General features: G+C 70.5%; 15 protein-coding genes. 9 read left to right on the top strand and 6 right to left on the bottom strand.

What is annotated here, in order from left to right; all coding sequences use genetic code 11:
- Window positions 1–42: 42 nt before the first annotated feature.
- A complete protein-coding gene (locus B7K25_RS03275; protein ID WP_084104160.1) occupies window positions 43–525 on the top strand; it encodes an FBP domain-containing protein in 483 nt (160 codons plus the stop codon).
- A gap of 61 nt (window positions 526–586) precedes the next feature.
- Here the strand turns inward: B7K25_RS03275 and B7K25_RS03270 are convergent, their stop codons facing one another.
- The 3 genes from B7K25_RS03270 to B7K25_RS03260 form a co-directional block, all read right to left on the bottom strand.
- Complete coding sequence (locus B7K25_RS03270) at window positions 587–1,375, bottom strand: DUF4386 domain-containing protein (RefSeq protein WP_084104158.1); 789 nt, start codon at window positions 1,373–1,375, stop codon at window positions 587–589.
- 38 nt (window positions 1,376–1,413) lie between these two features.
- Window positions 1,414–2,466 carry an NAD(P)-dependent alcohol dehydrogenase gene (locus tag B7K25_RS03265; protein ID WP_084104156.1) on the bottom strand — a complete coding sequence of 351 codons (1,053 nt, stop codon included), beginning with the start codon at window positions 2,464–2,466 and terminating at the stop codon, window positions 1,414–1,416.
- Window positions 2,467–2,539: 73 nt separating this feature from the next.
- Window positions 2,540–2,998: a glyoxalase/bleomycin resistance/extradiol dioxygenase family protein gene (locus B7K25_RS03260; RefSeq protein WP_084104154.1), complete on the bottom strand. Its 459-nt coding sequence runs from the start codon at window positions 2,996–2,998 to the stop codon at window positions 2,540–2,542.
- Between the two features lie 105 nt (window positions 2,999–3,103).
- Between B7K25_RS03260 and B7K25_RS03255 the strand changes: the two genes are divergently transcribed.
- From B7K25_RS03255 to B7K25_RS03245, 3 genes are all read left to right on the top strand, one after another.
- Window positions 3,104–3,826 carry a TetR/AcrR family transcriptional regulator gene (locus B7K25_RS03255; protein WP_234988055.1) on the top strand — a complete coding sequence of 241 codons (723 nt, stop codon included), beginning with the start codon at window positions 3,104–3,106 and terminating at the stop codon, window positions 3,824–3,826.
- A gap of 83 nt (window positions 3,827–3,909) precedes the next feature.
- Window positions 3,910–4,677, top strand: a complete 768-nt coding sequence (locus tag B7K25_RS03250; protein ID WP_084104152.1) for a hypothetical protein — start codon at window positions 3,910–3,912, stop codon at window positions 4,675–4,677.
- Window positions 4,678–4,783: 106 nt separating this feature from the next.
- Window positions 4,784–5,029 carry a hypothetical protein gene (locus B7K25_RS03245; RefSeq protein ID WP_084104150.1) on the top strand — a complete coding sequence of 82 codons (246 nt, stop codon included), beginning with the start codon at window positions 4,784–4,786 and terminating at the stop codon, window positions 5,027–5,029.
- Window positions 5,030–5,047: 18 nt separating this feature from the next.
- Here the strand turns inward: B7K25_RS03245 and B7K25_RS03240 are convergent, their stop codons facing one another.
- The gene (locus B7K25_RS03240) at window positions 5,048–6,244 is read right to left on the bottom strand and encodes a DUF2510 domain-containing protein (RefSeq protein WP_084104148.1); all 1,197 of its coding nucleotides are present in this window, start codon (window positions 6,242–6,244) and stop codon (window positions 5,048–5,050) included.
- 154 nt (window positions 6,245–6,398) lie between these two features.
- On the opposite strand from B7K25_RS03240, the gene B7K25_RS03235 reads away from it, so the two are divergent.
- The 4 genes from B7K25_RS03235 to B7K25_RS13505 all read left to right on the top strand — a co-directional run bounded on the left by B7K25_RS03235 (window position 6,399) and on the right by B7K25_RS13505 (window position 10,815).
- Complete coding sequence (locus B7K25_RS03235) at window positions 6,399–6,743, top strand: nuclear transport factor 2 family protein (RefSeq protein WP_084104146.1); 345 nt, start codon at window positions 6,399–6,401, stop codon at window positions 6,741–6,743.
- Window positions 6,744–6,969: 226 nt separating this feature from the next.
- Window positions 6,970–8,718, top strand: a complete 1,749-nt coding sequence (locus tag B7K25_RS03230) for an HNH endonuclease signature motif containing protein (protein ID WP_084104144.1) — start codon at window positions 6,970–6,972, stop codon at window positions 8,716–8,718.
- Between the two features lie 277 nt (window positions 8,719–8,995).
- Window positions 8,996–10,675: a sodium-dependent transporter gene (locus tag B7K25_RS03225; protein WP_084104142.1), complete on the top strand. Its 1,680-nt coding sequence runs from the start codon at window positions 8,996–8,998 to the stop codon at window positions 10,673–10,675.
- Window positions 10,672–10,815, top strand: coding sequence for a methionine/alanine import family NSS transporter small subunit (locus tag B7K25_RS13505; protein ID WP_144018816.1), 144 nt, complete (start codon window positions 10,672–10,674; stop codon window positions 10,813–10,815). Before B7K25_RS03225 ends, B7K25_RS13505 begins: the two co-directional genes overlap by 4 nt.
- 294 nt (window positions 10,816–11,109) lie before the next feature.
- On the opposite strand, the gene B7K25_RS03220 is transcribed toward B7K25_RS13505, so the two are convergent.
- Both B7K25_RS03220 and B7K25_RS03215 read right to left on the bottom strand, forming a co-directional pair.
- Window positions 11,110–12,159 (bottom strand): hemolysin family protein, encoded by a 1,050-nt coding sequence (locus B7K25_RS03220; RefSeq protein ID WP_084104140.1) that lies wholly within the window; start codon window positions 12,157–12,159, stop codon window positions 11,110–11,112.
- Complete coding sequence (locus B7K25_RS03215; protein ID WP_084104138.1) at window positions 12,152–13,603, bottom strand: hemolysin family protein; 1,452 nt, start codon at window positions 13,601–13,603, stop codon at window positions 12,152–12,154. The genes B7K25_RS03220 and B7K25_RS03215 overlap by 8 nt, the downstream gene beginning before the upstream one ends.
- Window positions 13,604–13,901: 298 nt before the next feature.
- On the opposite strand from B7K25_RS03215, the gene B7K25_RS03210 reads away from it, so the two are divergent.
- A complete protein-coding gene (locus B7K25_RS03210) occupies window positions 13,902–14,339 on the top strand; it encodes a DUF1801 domain-containing protein (RefSeq protein ID WP_084104136.1) in 438 nt (145 codons plus the stop codon).
- Window positions 14,340–14,362: the final 23 nt, after the last annotated feature.

Genomic DNA, 14,362 nt, shown 5'->3' with positions numbered 1-14,362 from the left:
GGCGCGAACGCCGCGCCCGGGCGTCACCGAAAGTGACAACCCATGCTCCCTCTCACCGACCAGACGCTGCGCGCGTCCTTTATCAACGCCTCTCGCCGAGAGGTCAACGACCTGTCCCTGCCCGCCGACTTCGACGCGATCGACTGGGCAGCCATCGAGTTCCTCGGTTGGCGCGACCCCAAGTTCGAGCGCCGCGCCTACGTGGTCATCCCGTTGCTCGACGGCGGCCACGCCGGCATCGTGTTGCGCCACCCGGGATCCACGCCGCGCGTCCGCGCTCAGTGCTCGTGGTGCCAGGACGTCACCTTGCCCAACGACGTGATCCTCTACACGGCCAAGCGTGCCGGCAAGGCCGGGCGCAACGGCGACACGGTCGGCGTGCTCGTGTGCGAGGACTTCCAGTGCTCGCGCAACGCGCGAAGGCCACCGCGGGCCTTCTACGAGGGCTTCGATGCTGAGGCTGCGCGCCAGGAGCAAGTCGACAGCCTGCAATTGCGCGTCATGGCGTTCGCCGCCGAAGTCTGACCAACGCGCCAGTGCCCGGCCGCCACAAGGCGGCCGGGCACTGCTGTCTGTCGGGGTGTGCTCAGGCCTCCACGGACGTGGCGACGTCGGCGCGAGACCCCACGAGCGCATCGGCCCTCAGCCCGTCGGACTCCGCGGCAAGCTCACGCCACCGCTCGGCCCGGACGCCCTTGACGATGAGCCACACCGCGAAGGACAGCTCGGCGGGGATGGCGAGCACCATGACGAGCGTCTCGGCGACGCCGGCCGCGCCGGGCAGCACCACGGGGGCGAGCGAGTCGAGGAAGTAGCCGGCCGATGCCGCGATGAGCAGCCAGCCGATCACCTTGGGCATCAGCCCCGACCGCGCGACCAGCAGTCCCAGGAACAGCACGTGCAGCGCGAACGGGATGCCCCACACGAGGATGCCGAACTCGTAGGCCGCCATGGACGCGAGCACGACGGTCTCGCGCCCGGACGCGGACATCTCCGCGTAGACGCCGGTGCCGGTCGCGGCGGACAGGGCGATGAAGCTCGGGACGAGGTTCACGGCCTGGATGGTGGCCTCGGCGGCCCGGGTGAGCGCCGCGCCCAGGGCGAGCGAGCGGCTCACCGGACGGAACAGCGCGAACAGCAGAGCCGCGAGGACCAGCTCGATGATGACGACGCCCACCTCGGCGAGCATGCCGAGCCGGAACAGCTGCTCGTTCTGGAGGATGGCGAAGGTCGCGGACTCGCCCTCACCGAGGCCCGTGATGGGCGACTTGCCGATGAGGAAGCCGACGGGAGCGAGCAGGAAGATGGCGGCGTAGAGCTCGCCGGCGGCGCGGCTCATGCGCTTGAGGGAGCGGTCGGTGGCGGTGGCGATCATGGTGTCTCTCCTGAGGTGATGTGGGGTGTCGCCCGGCGTCAGCCGTCGACGGCGATGACGGACTTGCCTTGGGTGTGACGGCCGCCGATGTGGTCCATGGCGTCCGCGAAGCGCGACAGCGGGAAGGTGCGGTCGATGGCCGGGGTGACGGCGCCCGACGCGACCAGGTCGCGCACGGCCGTCAGCGCGGCCTTGTCGGGACCCGAGAACAGCGGCTTGAGGCCCTGCTTCACGAACGGGCTCAGTAGCATCGCGCGGATGGTGCGAGAGAAGCCCATGGTGACGCGCCCGCCGCTGCCGCCGACGATCACGGCCGTGCCGCGGTCGGTCAGCAGGCGGCGCAGCGAGCGCACTCCTCGATTGCCGGCGAGGTCGATGACGACGTCCCAGGTCTGGCCCAGCTCGGCGACGTCTTGGGTGGCGTAGTCGATCACCTCGTCGGCGCCCAGCTGGGTGACGAGCGAGGCGTTGCGCGCCGAGGCGACGGCGGTGACGTGCATGCCGAGCGCCTTCGCGATCTGCACGGCGAAGGTGCCGACCGCGCCCGAGGCGCCGAGCACCAGCACGCGGTCGCCGGCGGTCGCGCCGCCGAGGTCGGTCAGCGCCTGGTACGCCGCGACGCCCGACACGGGGATCGCTGCGGCCTCGGCGATGCCGAGGTCGTCCGGCGTGGCGACCAGGTGAGCGGCCTCCGTGACCGCGTACCCCGCGAAGGCGCCCTGCGCGAAGCCGAGCACGCGGTCGCCGGGGGAGAGCGCATCGGCGCTGCTGGCGACCCCGTCGCCTACGGCGACCACGGTCCCCGCGACCTCGTTGCCGAGGACGGGCGCCTTGGGCCGCGCGAAGCCGTACGACGGGCGGGCGATGTACGGCAGGCCGTGCATGGTCAGCCAGTCGCCGATGGCGATGCCCGCGGCCTCGACCTTCACCAGCACCTGGGTGGGGCCGGGGGAGGGGATGGAGGCCGATGCGATCTCGACCGACGTACGCGCCTCACCGAACGAGCGGTGGAGGGCGGCGGTCATGGTCTCGGGGATCGAGGGCTGGGTGGCGGTGCTGTTGCTGGTCTTGGTGTGGGCGGTGGCGGTCATGGTGGTTCTCCTTGATGTGGTGGTGGGTGGTGGGCCGGGGCGGGTGCTCCAGTTGTCGCTGTTGCGTTGCTGGCTACTCGGGGTCGATCTGCTGGAAGAGGGTGAGCTGGAGGCCGGCCGGTCCTTCGAGGCGCGCGTTGAGCGAGCCCCAGGGGGTGTGGGTGGGAGGCGCGACCTGCTCGGCGCCGGCGGCGAGGGCGCGGTCGGTGGCGGCCTGCGCATCGGCCACCTCGAGGCCCACGCGGATCTCGCGGGAGACTTCCCGGCCGACCTCGAGCGAGTCGATGAGGTGGCGCTGGCGGGTGTCGATGAGCTCGAGCGTCGCGCGGCCGGCGTCGAGGACCACCACGCGGGCGGGGCCGTCGTCGGTGTCGGTGGTGAGGTCGAGCTCGGGGGACAGGCCCAGCGCGTCGCGGTAGAAGGCGAGGGCGGCGTCGAGGTCCTCGGCGTGGACGACCAGGCGGAGCTGCGCGGCGCCGGTGGCCTTGTCGGCGTGCAGGTCGCTGTGCTTGTCGGCGTGGTTCGCGTTCATGGCGATCGTTCTCCAGGTGTGTCGTGGTTGTGCGTACTAAGTACGCCTGATAGCGTTGAGGTTAAGCGTACTAAGTACTCACTGTCAACAGATGCGGGAGAAGTCGTGGCGAACACCAAGCAGAGCGAGGCGCCCAAGCAGCGTGCTACCAGGGCGAAGCTGTCCAGGTTGGTGGTGCTCGCGACGGGCGTCGAGCTGGCCGATCGTGACGGGCTCGAGTCGCTGACCATCCGCTCGCTGGCCTCGGAGCTGGGCGCCAAGCCCATGTCGCTGTACCGACACGTCGAGAGCAAGGAGGCGCTGCTCGACGGGATGGTGGACCGGGTCATCGCGGAGATGGAGCCGGCCAGTGCGGAGCTGGAGTGGCGCGAGGCGATCCTGCGCCGCTGCGAGTCGGCGCGCGCGGCGCTGATCCGCCACCCGTGGGCGATCCCGCTGCTCGAGTCGCGCTCCAACCCCGGGCCCGAGCTCCTGCGCCACCACGAGGCGACTCTCGCTGCCCTGACGCGCGGCGGGCTGCCGCTGTGGTGCATCGCGCACGCGTACGCGCTGCTGGACTCGTTCGTCTATGGGTTCGCGATGCAGGAGGCGTACCTGGGCGTGGGGGAGTCTGGCGGGGAGTCGGGCGGCGAGGGCGACAGCCACGCCGACACGCATGCCGAGGAGGTCGCCGGCTCCCTCGAGGAGATGCTGGATCCGGCGGAGTTTCCGCACCTGCTGCGCTTCGCGTCCGAGCACGCGATGCAGCCCGGCTATAGCTTTGGTGCGTCGTTCGAGGTGGGGATCGAGCTGATCCTCGACGGCGTCGAGCGGCTCGCCGCGGCCTGACCAGGGCGGATGCCCGCGGCGTTCGGTAGGGTCGAGGCACCCGATCGACGAAGCCCCTGCAGCCCAGACCTCCGGGAGAACTCGTGAGAGCAACCGCCAGGCCCGCCGTCTCCGTCCTCCTGGGCCTCGCGCTCGTCACGGGGCTGACCGCGTGCGATCAGCTGCCCGACATCGACCCGTCGCGGCTGCCGGACATCACGCGCACCACGGACGGGCCGGACCCCGAGCCCACGGATACCTCGGACCCGCAGCCGACGGAGACAGAGACCACGGACCCCGAGCCCGTGCCCACCGAGACGGTGACTGAGGAGCCCGAGCCGGAGCCCGTGCCGACCGAGACGGTCACGGCGGAGCCGAGCCCGACGCCCACTGCATCGGCCGACGCGGATGCCTCCGACGACGAGGGCACCTCCTGGTGGCCGTGGCTGCTGCTGGCCATCCCCGTGCTGGGACTGTTGATCTGGTGGTGGGCGGTCGCCGCGAAGCGCCGCGGCTGGGACAAGCGCCTGGGTGCGGGTGCCGCCGAGCTGTCGTGGTTCGAGGACTCGCTCGTGCCCCAGGTGCTCTCCAAGCCGACCGCGGCCGAGGCCGCGGCGATGTGGCAGGCGGCGAAGCCCCGCATCATCGACCTCGACCGGACGCTCCACGAGCTCGAGGAGACGGCGCCGTCGGAGGCGCGCAGCGGGCGTGCGGCGCACGGACTCAGCGCGACGCGCGCGCTTGCCGGTGCGCTCGACGACGAGACGTCGACCCAGCCCGGCGCCACGTCGGACGAGCTGCGCGCCCGGCGCGCGGCGATCGACGCGGCGCGGGTGCAGGCGCGGAACTGGGTGACCCTCGTACGGAAGTAGGCGTGCGCGCCCACCTCGCACAGGGGTGAGGGCGCGTGCCTAGGTCCGAGGTCGCATCGGCCCGTCGTAGTCCTCCCGTAGTCTCGAAGGGCAGAAGGAGGCAGCCATGAACCAGTCCGTCCTGGACGCCGAGGTCGCGCACTACGTGGCGCGCGGGTACGGCATCGAGTCGCGCACGCCCACGCAGGTGGTGCTCGCCAAGCAGCGGCGGATCGGTTGGTTCTGGAACACGATCTTCGTGCTGCTCACCGCCGGGCTGTGGCTCATCTACGTCATCTACCGGCTCGCGAACCGCAAGGTGGACCGCGTGGTCCTCACCGTGGACGGCGCGGGCGGGGTGCGGCGGTCGTAGCGTCCCCGGGGCGAGCGTCTACGCGCCGTAGTCGCCCAGGCTCGCGTCGACGATCCAGCCGGCGTCGGTGGTGCGCGAGTCGAGGATCGGGTCTCCGTCCTCGACCAGCAGGTAGTCGTGGCGCAGGACGGGCTCGGGCGCGATGGGGTCGTCCCACGTCGTGTCGACGAGCAGCCACTCGCCGTCGATGAGCACCTTGTTCCACGCGTGGTTGCCGCCCGTGGCGCCCGCGGTGTCGGACCCCGTGATGAGGATGGTGTCCAGGCCGGCCTGCTCCGCCATCACCGTGAACGCCTTCGCGTACCCGGTGCACACGGCGGTGCCCATCACGAGGATGCCGTAGGCCTCCTGCGACTGGTCGACGCGCGGCGATCGTTCGCCTGCCTCGACGGCCTCGAACACGCCCATGTCGTAGGTCGCGTTGTCGACGATCCAGTCGTGGATGAGCGTGACCCGCTCGACCGGGTCGTCGGCGTCGTGGGCGCCTGAGGCGACGAGCGCATCGGCCCCTGCCTGTCGCGTCGCCGAGCGGCGGCGCTCGGCCTCGGCATCGTCGTAGGTGTAGTCGGGGACCACGGTCATGGCCTCGCCGAGCGTCATGACCTCCCACGCCGTCGAGTACGCGTAGGGGCTCTGGGTGAGGGCCTCGTGCATCGCGTCGATGATGCCGTCGGCGCCGACCTCGAACCCCCAGAAGCTCACGTCGATCTCGGGCTCCTGGGCGATGAGGGCGGCCTCGAGGTGGCGCACGAGCTCGTTCGAGCCGTGGAGCGGGTAGTCGACGGGTGTCGCGGCGGGGGCGACGGTGGGGCGAGCGCTCGGGGCCGGCTGGGTCGGGACGGTGGCCACGGGACCCGCGGGCTGCGCGGCCGCCGGGATGAGCGGCTCGACGTAGCCGGCGTCCGCGGCGTACATGTAGCCCACGCCGGACAGGGTGATGATCGCGACGGTGGCGCCGAGCACCCGGCCGATGCTGAAGGACTTCCGCGGCCTGGAGCGCCGATGCGCGGGCTCGGGACTCCACGTGCGCGGCTCGTAGGCGAGGCTCACCGGGGGAGGGCTCTCGACCCGCGTGAAGCGGTCGCGCGTCCGGCCCGTCCACCGGGCGCCGTCCCAGAAGCGCTCGAGGTCCGTGTGCGCGGGGTCCGGGAGCCAGCCGGCGGGAGGGAGACGGGGTGCGCCGCTGTGGCTCGGCTGCGTTCCGTCGTGTGTCATGCCGTCCCTTGGTGGTGGTTCCAGGCCCGCGCGGCCTGTGGCGAATGTAGTGCCTACCAGGGGGAAGGAGCACCCTCGTGTGGTGGAGTCGACAGCGTGTCACGAGTGCCGCATGCTCGAAGGCGTACCTGGATCCGGGGGAGAGGAACCGCCGATGTCCGAGCAGCAGCCGTCCGAGCAGCACATCCCCGAGCCCATCGCGTCGTTCATCGCCGCGGTCAACGGTCACGACGAGACCGCGTTCCTCGAGGCGTTCGTCCAGGGCGGGTACGTCGACGACTGGGGGCGGATCTTCCGCGGCCGCGACGAGATCAAGGCGTGGAGCGACAAGGAGTTCCTGGGCGCGAACGGCACGCTCGACGTGCGGGAGGTCGAGGTCGAGGGGCACGTCGTGACGGGCGTAGGCGACTGGCGGTCCTCGCATGCGAACGGCCTGTCGAGCTTCGAGTTCGTGCCCGAGGAGGGGCGCATCGCGTCGATGACGATCCGCGAGGGGTAGGTCGTTCCTGTGGTCGTCTCTGTCGTCGCGTGAGCCGCGCCGGAGGGCCGATGCGGTTGCTGGGTTGGTGGTGGTGTTCGGCCTGGTAAGTGGGCGTCTCTAGCGATGTCAGACCCGCGTGGTGAGATGAGCTCATGGACTTCTCTCGCGTGTGTCTCGGTGCCGCTGTCGTGGTGTCTGTGGATGGCGTGCGGGTGATGTCAGTGCCTCGTGATGGAGTGTTCTCATGACCTTCACGGAGGCGGACTGGAAGCAGCTTCACGAGCTGCTGGCTGGTGCTGCCCGTGAGGACGTGTCGGCGTTGGCGAAGGCCGAGTTATTGGACCGGTTGGACACGGTAGGGCAGATCTCACGCACAGTCGGCGCTTTGGAGGCCCGCTACGCAGGTGAGGTCGCGCGGCGCACGGACCCGGACCTGCCCGGTGGTGGTCTCGCCCGTGTCGAGGGTCACGGGGACGCGCCGACGATGTTCTCCAAGATCCAAGGCGGCTCGGTGGGGCGGGCACGCTGGTCGGTCGATGCCGGGGACGCGTTCACGCCGGTCGAGGACGACACGCCCGAGCCAGTCGCTGTCCCCGTCGAGCCGGGCGCGCTGCCCGACGGTGAGCCGGACGGTGACGTGGAGCCGACGTTGCTGCCCGAGCCTGTGGTGGAGCCGCCTGCGCCGCCGGTAAAGCGGACCCGTAACAAGTATCCGCTGGTGGCGGGTGCTCAGGTGGCTGGGGATCTGGCGGTGGAGGCGGCTGCTGCGATCGTCAACGGTTTGAACCAGCTGGCCGGACGCGTGAGCGCCGAGACTCTGGTGGAGCTCGAGACGCGGTTCGTGAACAAGGCCCGCGGTATGCAGGTGAACCTCGTCAAGCGCATGGTCGCACGCGCGATCGCGCGGATCGATGTGGAGGAGCATCAGGAGCGCGAGAAGGTCAACCACGACAAGCGGTATGTGTGGTGGAAGCAGGACCACACCGGGATGGTCGTCTTCCATGGCGAGCTCGATGCCGTCACCGCAGCACCGATCCTGACCGTGTTGGAGCAGATGACGACCCTGCAGGTCCGCAAGCAGTCCCGCCCCGGCACACCAGGCACGGTCGACCCCGACACCGGTGCGATCACCGAAGTGTGCGGCTGTCAGGTCAACCACGCCGGTCACGACTGCGACGGACCCGGCGCGTGCCTGGAAGGACACTGTGAGGGGTGCACGGGTGAGCCGGTCGAGCACCGCACGATCGGTCAGATCCGCGCCGACGCACTGCACGACCTCGCTCGTCACGCACTCGGCTGCACCAACACCCATCGGTCGGGAGTGCGCACCACCATCGTGGTGCGGATGAGCCTGGCAGACCTCATGGGCGGGGTGGGGCTGGCGAAGATCGACGGGATCACCACCCCGGTGTCGGTGCGTGAAGCCCGCCGTCTGGCCGGAGATGCCGGCTTCATCCCCGAAGTCCTCGCCGGCGACGGCACCGTCCTGGAGCTCGGCCGCACCCAACGCCGATTCAGCGCCTCGCAGCGTTTGGCGATGCTTGAACGGGATGGCGGGTGTGCGAAGTGTCATGCTCCGCCGGAGTACTGCGAAGCTCACCACATCCAGTTCTGGGAAGACGGCGGAATGACCGACCTGAGCAACGGCGTCATGTTGTGCACCCGATGTCATCACGACATCCACCGCCTGGGCTGGCGCATCACCATCGACGGCAGACGCGTCACCTTCACACCACCAACGAACATCGACCCCGACCGCACGCCTCAACCCGGTGGCGAGAGCGTGTTCGACGTCGACCTCACCGGCATCCACACCGTCGACCAGTTCATCGACCCACCCGTCACCCCCGACGACGAAGCGTTCATCCGCAGCCTCCCGCACCAAGGCGCAAAGCCCGACCTCATCACCGACGACCAGCTCCAAGCCTTGATCGCCGACTGGGACGCCACACAACAAGCCACCAACCCCCGCGAACTCATCGCCACACCCTGACCAGCCAACATTCAGCCACCCGCACACTCCACGGGAGCCCCAGGAGGAACACGCAGCGCAGCGCTGTCCTCGCCCGTGCGCCACACCCTCGCCCGGGCGCCACACCCCCGCTCACGCGCCGCACCCTGGCCCGCGCGCCACACTCTCGCTCGTCAGCCGGTCCCGCAGGAGAGGCCGAGGCGGCGGTCTCGTTCCTGGCCGCCGCGCTCAGCCCGCGCATCGGCCCTGGTCCGGGGCTACCGTAGGGACAAACGCCTGCGAACCAGGGGAGATCACGATGGCCGGAGATGACGCCGGAGCCGCCGGTAGCTCATCGAGCCCGAGTGCGCCTCAGGAGTCGGGCTCCTCGCGGGCCCCGCGCTCTGCAGACGCGACGTCCGCACGGGCTGACAAGCGCGAGCACTGGTCGGGCCAGACGGCCTTCATCCTCGCGGCGATCGGCTCGGCCGTAGGCCTCGGCAACATCTGGCGGTTCCCGGGCCAGGCGTACGAGAACGGTGGCGGGGCGTTCATGATCCCGTACCTCGTCGCCCTTGTGGTGGCGGGCATTCCGATCCTGTTCCTGGAGAACGCGATCGGTCACCGCTTCCGCGGATCGGCGCCGCTGGCGATGAAGCGGGCCGGGCCTGGCGGCGAGTCCGTGGGATGGTTCCACGTCGCGATCTGCTTCGTCATCGGCCTCTACTACACGGTGATCATCGCCTGGGCGGTGAGCTACTTCGTCTACAGCTTCGACCTGCGCTACGCCGACGATCCGACCGGCTTCTTCAACAACGAGTACCTGCAGCTGGGCGAGGCGGGCACCTTCAGCCTCGACTTCGTGCCGGCGGTGTTGATCCCGCTCGCCGCGCTGTGGGCCGTCGCGATCCTGGTGCTGGCGCTCGGCGTCGCGAACGGCGTGGAGAAGCTCAACGTCATCGGCATCCCGCTGCTCGTGATCACGTTCGGCGTCCTGGTGGTGCGCGCACTGTTCCTCGATGGAGCCGCCGAGGGCATCGAGGCACTCTTCACTCCGGACTTCGCCGCGCTGAGCGACCCGGCGGTGTGGATCGCGGCCTTCGGTCAGGTGTTCTTCTCCCTGTCGCTCGCCTACGGAGTGATGATCACCTACGCCTCGTACCGGCGGCGTCGCTCGAACCTCACGGGACCGGCCCTGGTGGTGGCCTTCGGCAACTCGTCCTTCTCGCTGCTTGCGGGCTTGGGTGTCTTCGCGACGCTGGGGTTTCTCGCCGCGCAGCAGGGCGTGGCGGTCTCCGAGCTCGAGGGCCTTGCCGGCGTCCAGCTGTCCTTCGTGACCTTCCCCGCCGTGATCGCGCAGATGCCCGGCGGACAGCTGTTCGGCGCCCTGTTCTTCGCCTCGCTCGTCATCGCGGGCCTCACGTCGCTGATCTCGGTGCTGCAGACCATCTCAGCGGCGCTGCAGGACAAGTTCTCGCTGTCGCCGCGCGTGGCGGCGGTGACCGTCGGGGGCGTCTCGGCGGTGCTGTCGATCCTCGGCTTCTCGACGGCCACCGGGCTGTACCTCTTGGACGTCGTCGACGCCTTCTCGAACCAGCTCGGCATCGTCGCCGGCGCGGTGGGCATGATCGTCGCCGCGCTGTGGCTCGGCCGGCGCACGGTCGAGCTCGACCGACACCTCAGCGCGACTTCGACCTACCGACCGGGGGTGCTGTGGCGCGTGCTCGTCAACGTCGTCGCGCTCGTGCTGATCTTCATGCTGATCCAGAAGACGGTCGAGTTCATCGCCGATGGCTACGGCGGCTACCCCGGCGGCTACCTGATCCTCGCCGGATGGGGGACCGTGGCGTTCCTGTTGCTGGTCGCCGTGGTGCTGCCGCTGTTCGGCTGGAGGCGCGACATCTCGAGGTTCTCGGTGTGGCCGACGCGCCAGCAGCTCCACCTGCAACGCCCCGACCGGCGCGTCGACGCCGGCTCGACCGAGGGGAGCCCGTCATGAGCGCCGATGCCATCGTCCTCATGGTCGTCTCCATGGCCGTCATCTGGGGTGGGCTGGGCATCTCTGTCGCGGTGCTCGCCCGCAAGCCCGAGAGAACCGACCTGCCCGAGGGCGGCGAGGACACCCCAGCGCCCAGCTGAGCCCAGACGCGCGACACCGCCGGGTCCGCCGGTGCCGCGAACGAGCGTCAGTTGCCCCGACTCCGAGTTGTTCTGCCGCCTGAGCGCGGAGGTGGTGCGTGGCTGTCGGTTCCGAGAGGTCGCCGGATCCTGCTGGTGTCTCAGCGTCGCGCCGGATCCCGCCTCCGCCTTGGCGTCCAGGTGGTGCGTGGCTGTCGGTTCTGAGAGGTCGCCGGATCCTGCTGGTGCCTCACGGTCGCGCCGCCCGCTCAACCGCGCGCACCGCAGCTGAGCAGCCACCGCCGGCGACCGCCGTCACGCCTCGGAGACCACCGCCTGGCCGGCATCGACGACCTCGCCGACGAGCCGCTCGATGACGTCCTCGAGCATCGCCGCGCCCACCACGGCGCCGCCCTTGTGGACGAGCGCGATGTGGGTGCCCCGTGCCTGCATGGCAGTCAGCGCGGACTCGAGGGACGCATCGGCGCTGATGAAGGTCAGCGGCCGGATCGCCTCCTCGGCCACGGGCTTGGTCGCCCCACCGCGCGGCACCTCGACGAAATCCTTGAGGTGCAGGTAGCCCACGAACTCGTCGGAGTCGTCGACGATGGGGAAGCGCGAGAAGCCCGTCTTGAGCGACGCCTTCTGCGCCTGCTGCGGAGTGACGTCGACCGGCAGCGTGACAAGCTCCGATCGCGGCGTCAGCACCGTCTCGACGGTCTCGAACGCGAGCGTGAGCGATCCGGAGAGCACCTGGTGCTCCTCGTCGTCAAGCAGGCCCTCCTCGCGCGACTCGGCCACGAAGGAGGCGACCTGGTCGGCGTCGAACGCGCTCTCGACCTCGTCGCGCGGGTCCACCTTGAGCAGCCGGAGCACGCAGTTCGCGATCCAGTTGAGGGCCCAGATGACGGGCTTGAGGACCCACACGATGCCGTAGAGCACCGGGCCGAGGATCATCGCCGACCGCTCCGGCCCCGCGAGCGCGATGTTCTTGGGCACCATCTCGCCGAGCACCATGTGCAGGAAGACGACGATCGCCAGAGCGATGCCGAACGCGATGCCGTGCAGCCACGCGCCCTCGATGCCAATGGCCGCGAGCGGCTTCTCGAGTTGATGCGCGACGGCGGGCTCGCCGATCGCACCCAGCCCGAGCGAGCACATCGTGATGCCCAGCTGGGCGCCCGCCATCATGAGGGACACGCGCTCCATGGCGCGCACGGTGATGCGAGCCGACCACGAGCCTTCGGCGGCGCGAGGCTCGATCTGGGTGCGGCGCGCGGAGACGAGGGCGAACTCGGCGCCCACGAAGAAGGCGTTGCCGACGAGCAGCGCCACGGCGAGCGCGATCGCAAGTCCGTCAGACATCGGAGGCCCCCTTCCGGTCGTCGCCGGCGTCCCCGGAGCGGCCGCCCGAGGTCTCGCGGGTCCGGTGCTCGCTGGACGAGGGCTTGCCGTCCTCGTCCTCGCGCGGCATGAGCTCGACCATGACGCGGTCCACGCGGTGGCCGTCGAGGCGGGTCACGGTGATGCGGACGTCGATGGGCGTCGGGATGTCGTCCTCGTCGCGGTGCTGCTCGTCGCGCGCCTCGACGGTGATCTGATCGCCCAAGGTCGGGAAGCGCTCGAGGTGCTCGGTGAGGAGGCCGCCGATGGTGTCGGACTCGCGCGCCTCCGGCATGTCGAGGCCCATGATCTCGCCGGCCTCGTCGGGCCGCAGCAGGCCGGACAGGGACCACTTGCCCTCGCCGATCTGCCGGTGGCGCGACACGGGCAGGTCCTGCTCGTCCTCGATCTCGCCGACGATCTCCTCGACCAGGTCCTCGAGCGTGACGACGCCGTCGGTGCCGCCGTACTCGTCGACCACGATCGCGATCTGGGAGCCGCGTCGCAGCGCGTCGAGCACCGAGCTCAGCGGCATGGTCGACGGCACCGACTCGACGGGCAGGCAGATGTCGCGGACGGTCATGGTCTTCCGCTGGCGCGCGGCGACCGCGAGCGCCTTCTTGAAGTGCGCGACGCCCACGATGTCGTCGACGCTGTCGCCCATGACAGGAAAGCGGGCGTGACCTGTGCGGGAGGCGAGGGCGAGCACCTCGGCGACGGGCGCATCGGCCTCCACGAAGGTCACGCGGGTGCGCGGCGTCATCGCGTCTGAGGCGGTGCGCTCGCGCATCTCGGCGGCGCGGGCGAGGCGCGTGGCGACGCGCGGCTCGAGCGTTCCCTGCGCGGCCGAGCGAATCGCGAGCGACTCGAGCTCCTGCGCCGAGCGTGCCGAAGCCAGCTCCTCCACGGGCTCGATGCCGAGGCGGCGCACCAGCCAGTTGGCCGAGCCGTTGAGGAAGCGGATGAGCGGCCCCATGAACCACGTGAAGCCTCGCTGCGCGCCCGCGACGGCGCGACCCACGCGCAGCGGCTCGGCGATCGCCCAGTTCTTCGGCACGAGTTCGCCGAAGATCATCTGCGTCGCCGTCGCGAGAATGAACGCTGCGGTCAGCGAGATCGCGAGCGCGGTGCCCTCCGGAAGCCCTGCCGCGTCGAGTGGCGAGCGGAGCAGGGTCGCGATCGACGGCTCGGCGATGAAGCCCACAAGCAGGCTCGTCACGGTGATGCCCAGCTGGGCGCCGGACAGCTCCGTGGACAGCGTCGCGAGCCCCGCCTTGAGGGACGCCGCGCGCTTGTCACCCGACTTCGCGGCCTTGTCGACGGTCGGGCGGTCGACGGTGACGAACGCAAACTCGGCGGCGACGAACAGCGCGTTCGCGCCGATGAGCGCGATCGCGAGGACGAGGAGGAGCCAGGCCTGCGTCATGACAGAGCGCCGATGCGCTGGCTGGGGTGCCCCGTCACGTGGCCGAGGGGTGCGCGTGACTTCCGTGCGCCGATGCGCGCATCGGCGCGGAACGTACACGCAGGCTGGGCACATGCCGGGTGGGCAGGCAGGTGGGCGAGGGCTGGCGCCGGGCCGTGGGCGCTCGCGAGGGGCGAGGCGGCGGGCCGGCGCTTGGGACTATGGCCGTCGGGCATGCAGGAATGGTACGTGAGATGCGGCGCGATCGGGAGTCGTTCCTCAGCATGAATTGCGGGCGCGCGGCATCTAGGGTCGAGTCATGGCTGAGGACTCCGTGCGCCCCACCGACGAGTCCGTCGACGCGTTCATCGGCGCCGAGGACCCGGACGGCACGCTTGCAGCGGTCGACCGCGTCATCATTGAGGCGCTGCCGGGCATCTCGCGCACCCTGTGGCGCGGGGTGTTCTGGGGCGGGACTGACCAGGCGATCGTCGGCTACGGCCGCATCGAGCAGCCGCGCCCGCGGGGCGAGTCCGTCGAGTGGTTCCTGCTCGGCCTGGCGCGCCAGAAGCGGCACGTGAGCCTGTACGTCAACGCCGCCGAGGGGCGCGAGTACCTGTCGAAGACCTACGCGCCGCGCCTCGGCAAGGTGAAGGCTGGGGCGGCGGCGCTGACGTTCGCGTCGGCAGAGGATCTCGACCTCGAGGTGCTCGCCGAGCTCGCTGCGCACGCCGGGCGCGTGCAGCCGTTCGACTGACCCGCGCGGGCGGAGCAGGGCCT

The organism is Demequina sp. NBRC 110056, assembly GCF_002090155.1.
Lineage (GTDB): Bacteria > Actinomycetota > Actinomycetes > Actinomycetales > Demequinaceae > Demequina.
The sequence above is the reverse complement of the archived record's forward strand: the minus strand, read 5'-3'. Positions and strand labels throughout refer to the sequence as shown.

What these genes read in the sequence shown, in the direction of transcription:
- B7K25_RS03275 (WP_084104160.1), top strand. Translation starts at nt 43, where the DNA reads ATGCTCCCTCTCACCGACCAGACGCTGCGCGCGTCCTTTATCAACGCC.
- B7K25_RS03270 (WP_084104158.1), bottom strand. Translation starts at nt 1,375, where the DNA reads ATGATCGCCACCGCCACCGACCGCTCCCTCAAGCGCATGAGCCGCGCC.
- B7K25_RS03265 (WP_084104156.1), bottom strand. Translation starts at nt 2,466, where the DNA reads ATGACCGCCACCGCCCACACCAAGACCAGCAACAGCACCGCCACCCAG.
- B7K25_RS03260 (WP_084104154.1), bottom strand. Translation starts at nt 2,998, where the DNA reads ATGAACGCGAACCACGCCGACAAGCACAGCGACCTGCACGCCGACAAG.
- B7K25_RS03245 (WP_084104150.1), top strand. Translation starts at nt 4,784, where the DNA reads ATGAACCAGTCCGTCCTGGACGCCGAGGTCGCGCACTACGTGGCGCGC.
- B7K25_RS03240 (WP_084104148.1), bottom strand. Translation starts at nt 6,244, where the DNA reads ATGACACACGACGGAACGCAGCCGAGCCACAGCGGCGCACCCCGTCTC.
- B7K25_RS03235 (WP_084104146.1), top strand. Translation starts at nt 6,399, where the DNA reads ATGTCCGAGCAGCAGCCGTCCGAGCAGCACATCCCCGAGCCCATCGCG.
- B7K25_RS03230 (WP_084104144.1), top strand. Translation starts at nt 6,970, where the DNA reads ATGACCTTCACGGAGGCGGACTGGAAGCAGCTTCACGAGCTGCTGGCT.
- B7K25_RS03225 (WP_084104142.1), top strand. Translation starts at nt 8,996, where the DNA reads ATGGCCGGAGATGACGCCGGAGCCGCCGGTAGCTCATCGAGCCCGAGT.
- B7K25_RS13505 (WP_144018816.1), top strand. Translation starts at nt 10,672, where the DNA reads ATGAGCGCCGATGCCATCGTCCTCATGGTCGTCTCCATGGCCGTCATC.
- B7K25_RS03220 (WP_084104140.1), bottom strand. Translation starts at nt 12,159, where the DNA reads ATGTCTGACGGACTTGCGATCGCGCTCGCCGTGGCGCTGCTCGTCGGC.
- B7K25_RS03215 (WP_084104138.1), bottom strand. Translation starts at nt 13,603, where the DNA reads ATGACGCAGGCCTGGCTCCTCCTCGTCCTCGCGATCGCGCTCATCGGC.
- B7K25_RS03210 (WP_084104136.1), top strand. Translation starts at nt 13,902, where the DNA reads ATGGCTGAGGACTCCGTGCGCCCCACCGACGAGTCCGTCGACGCGTTC.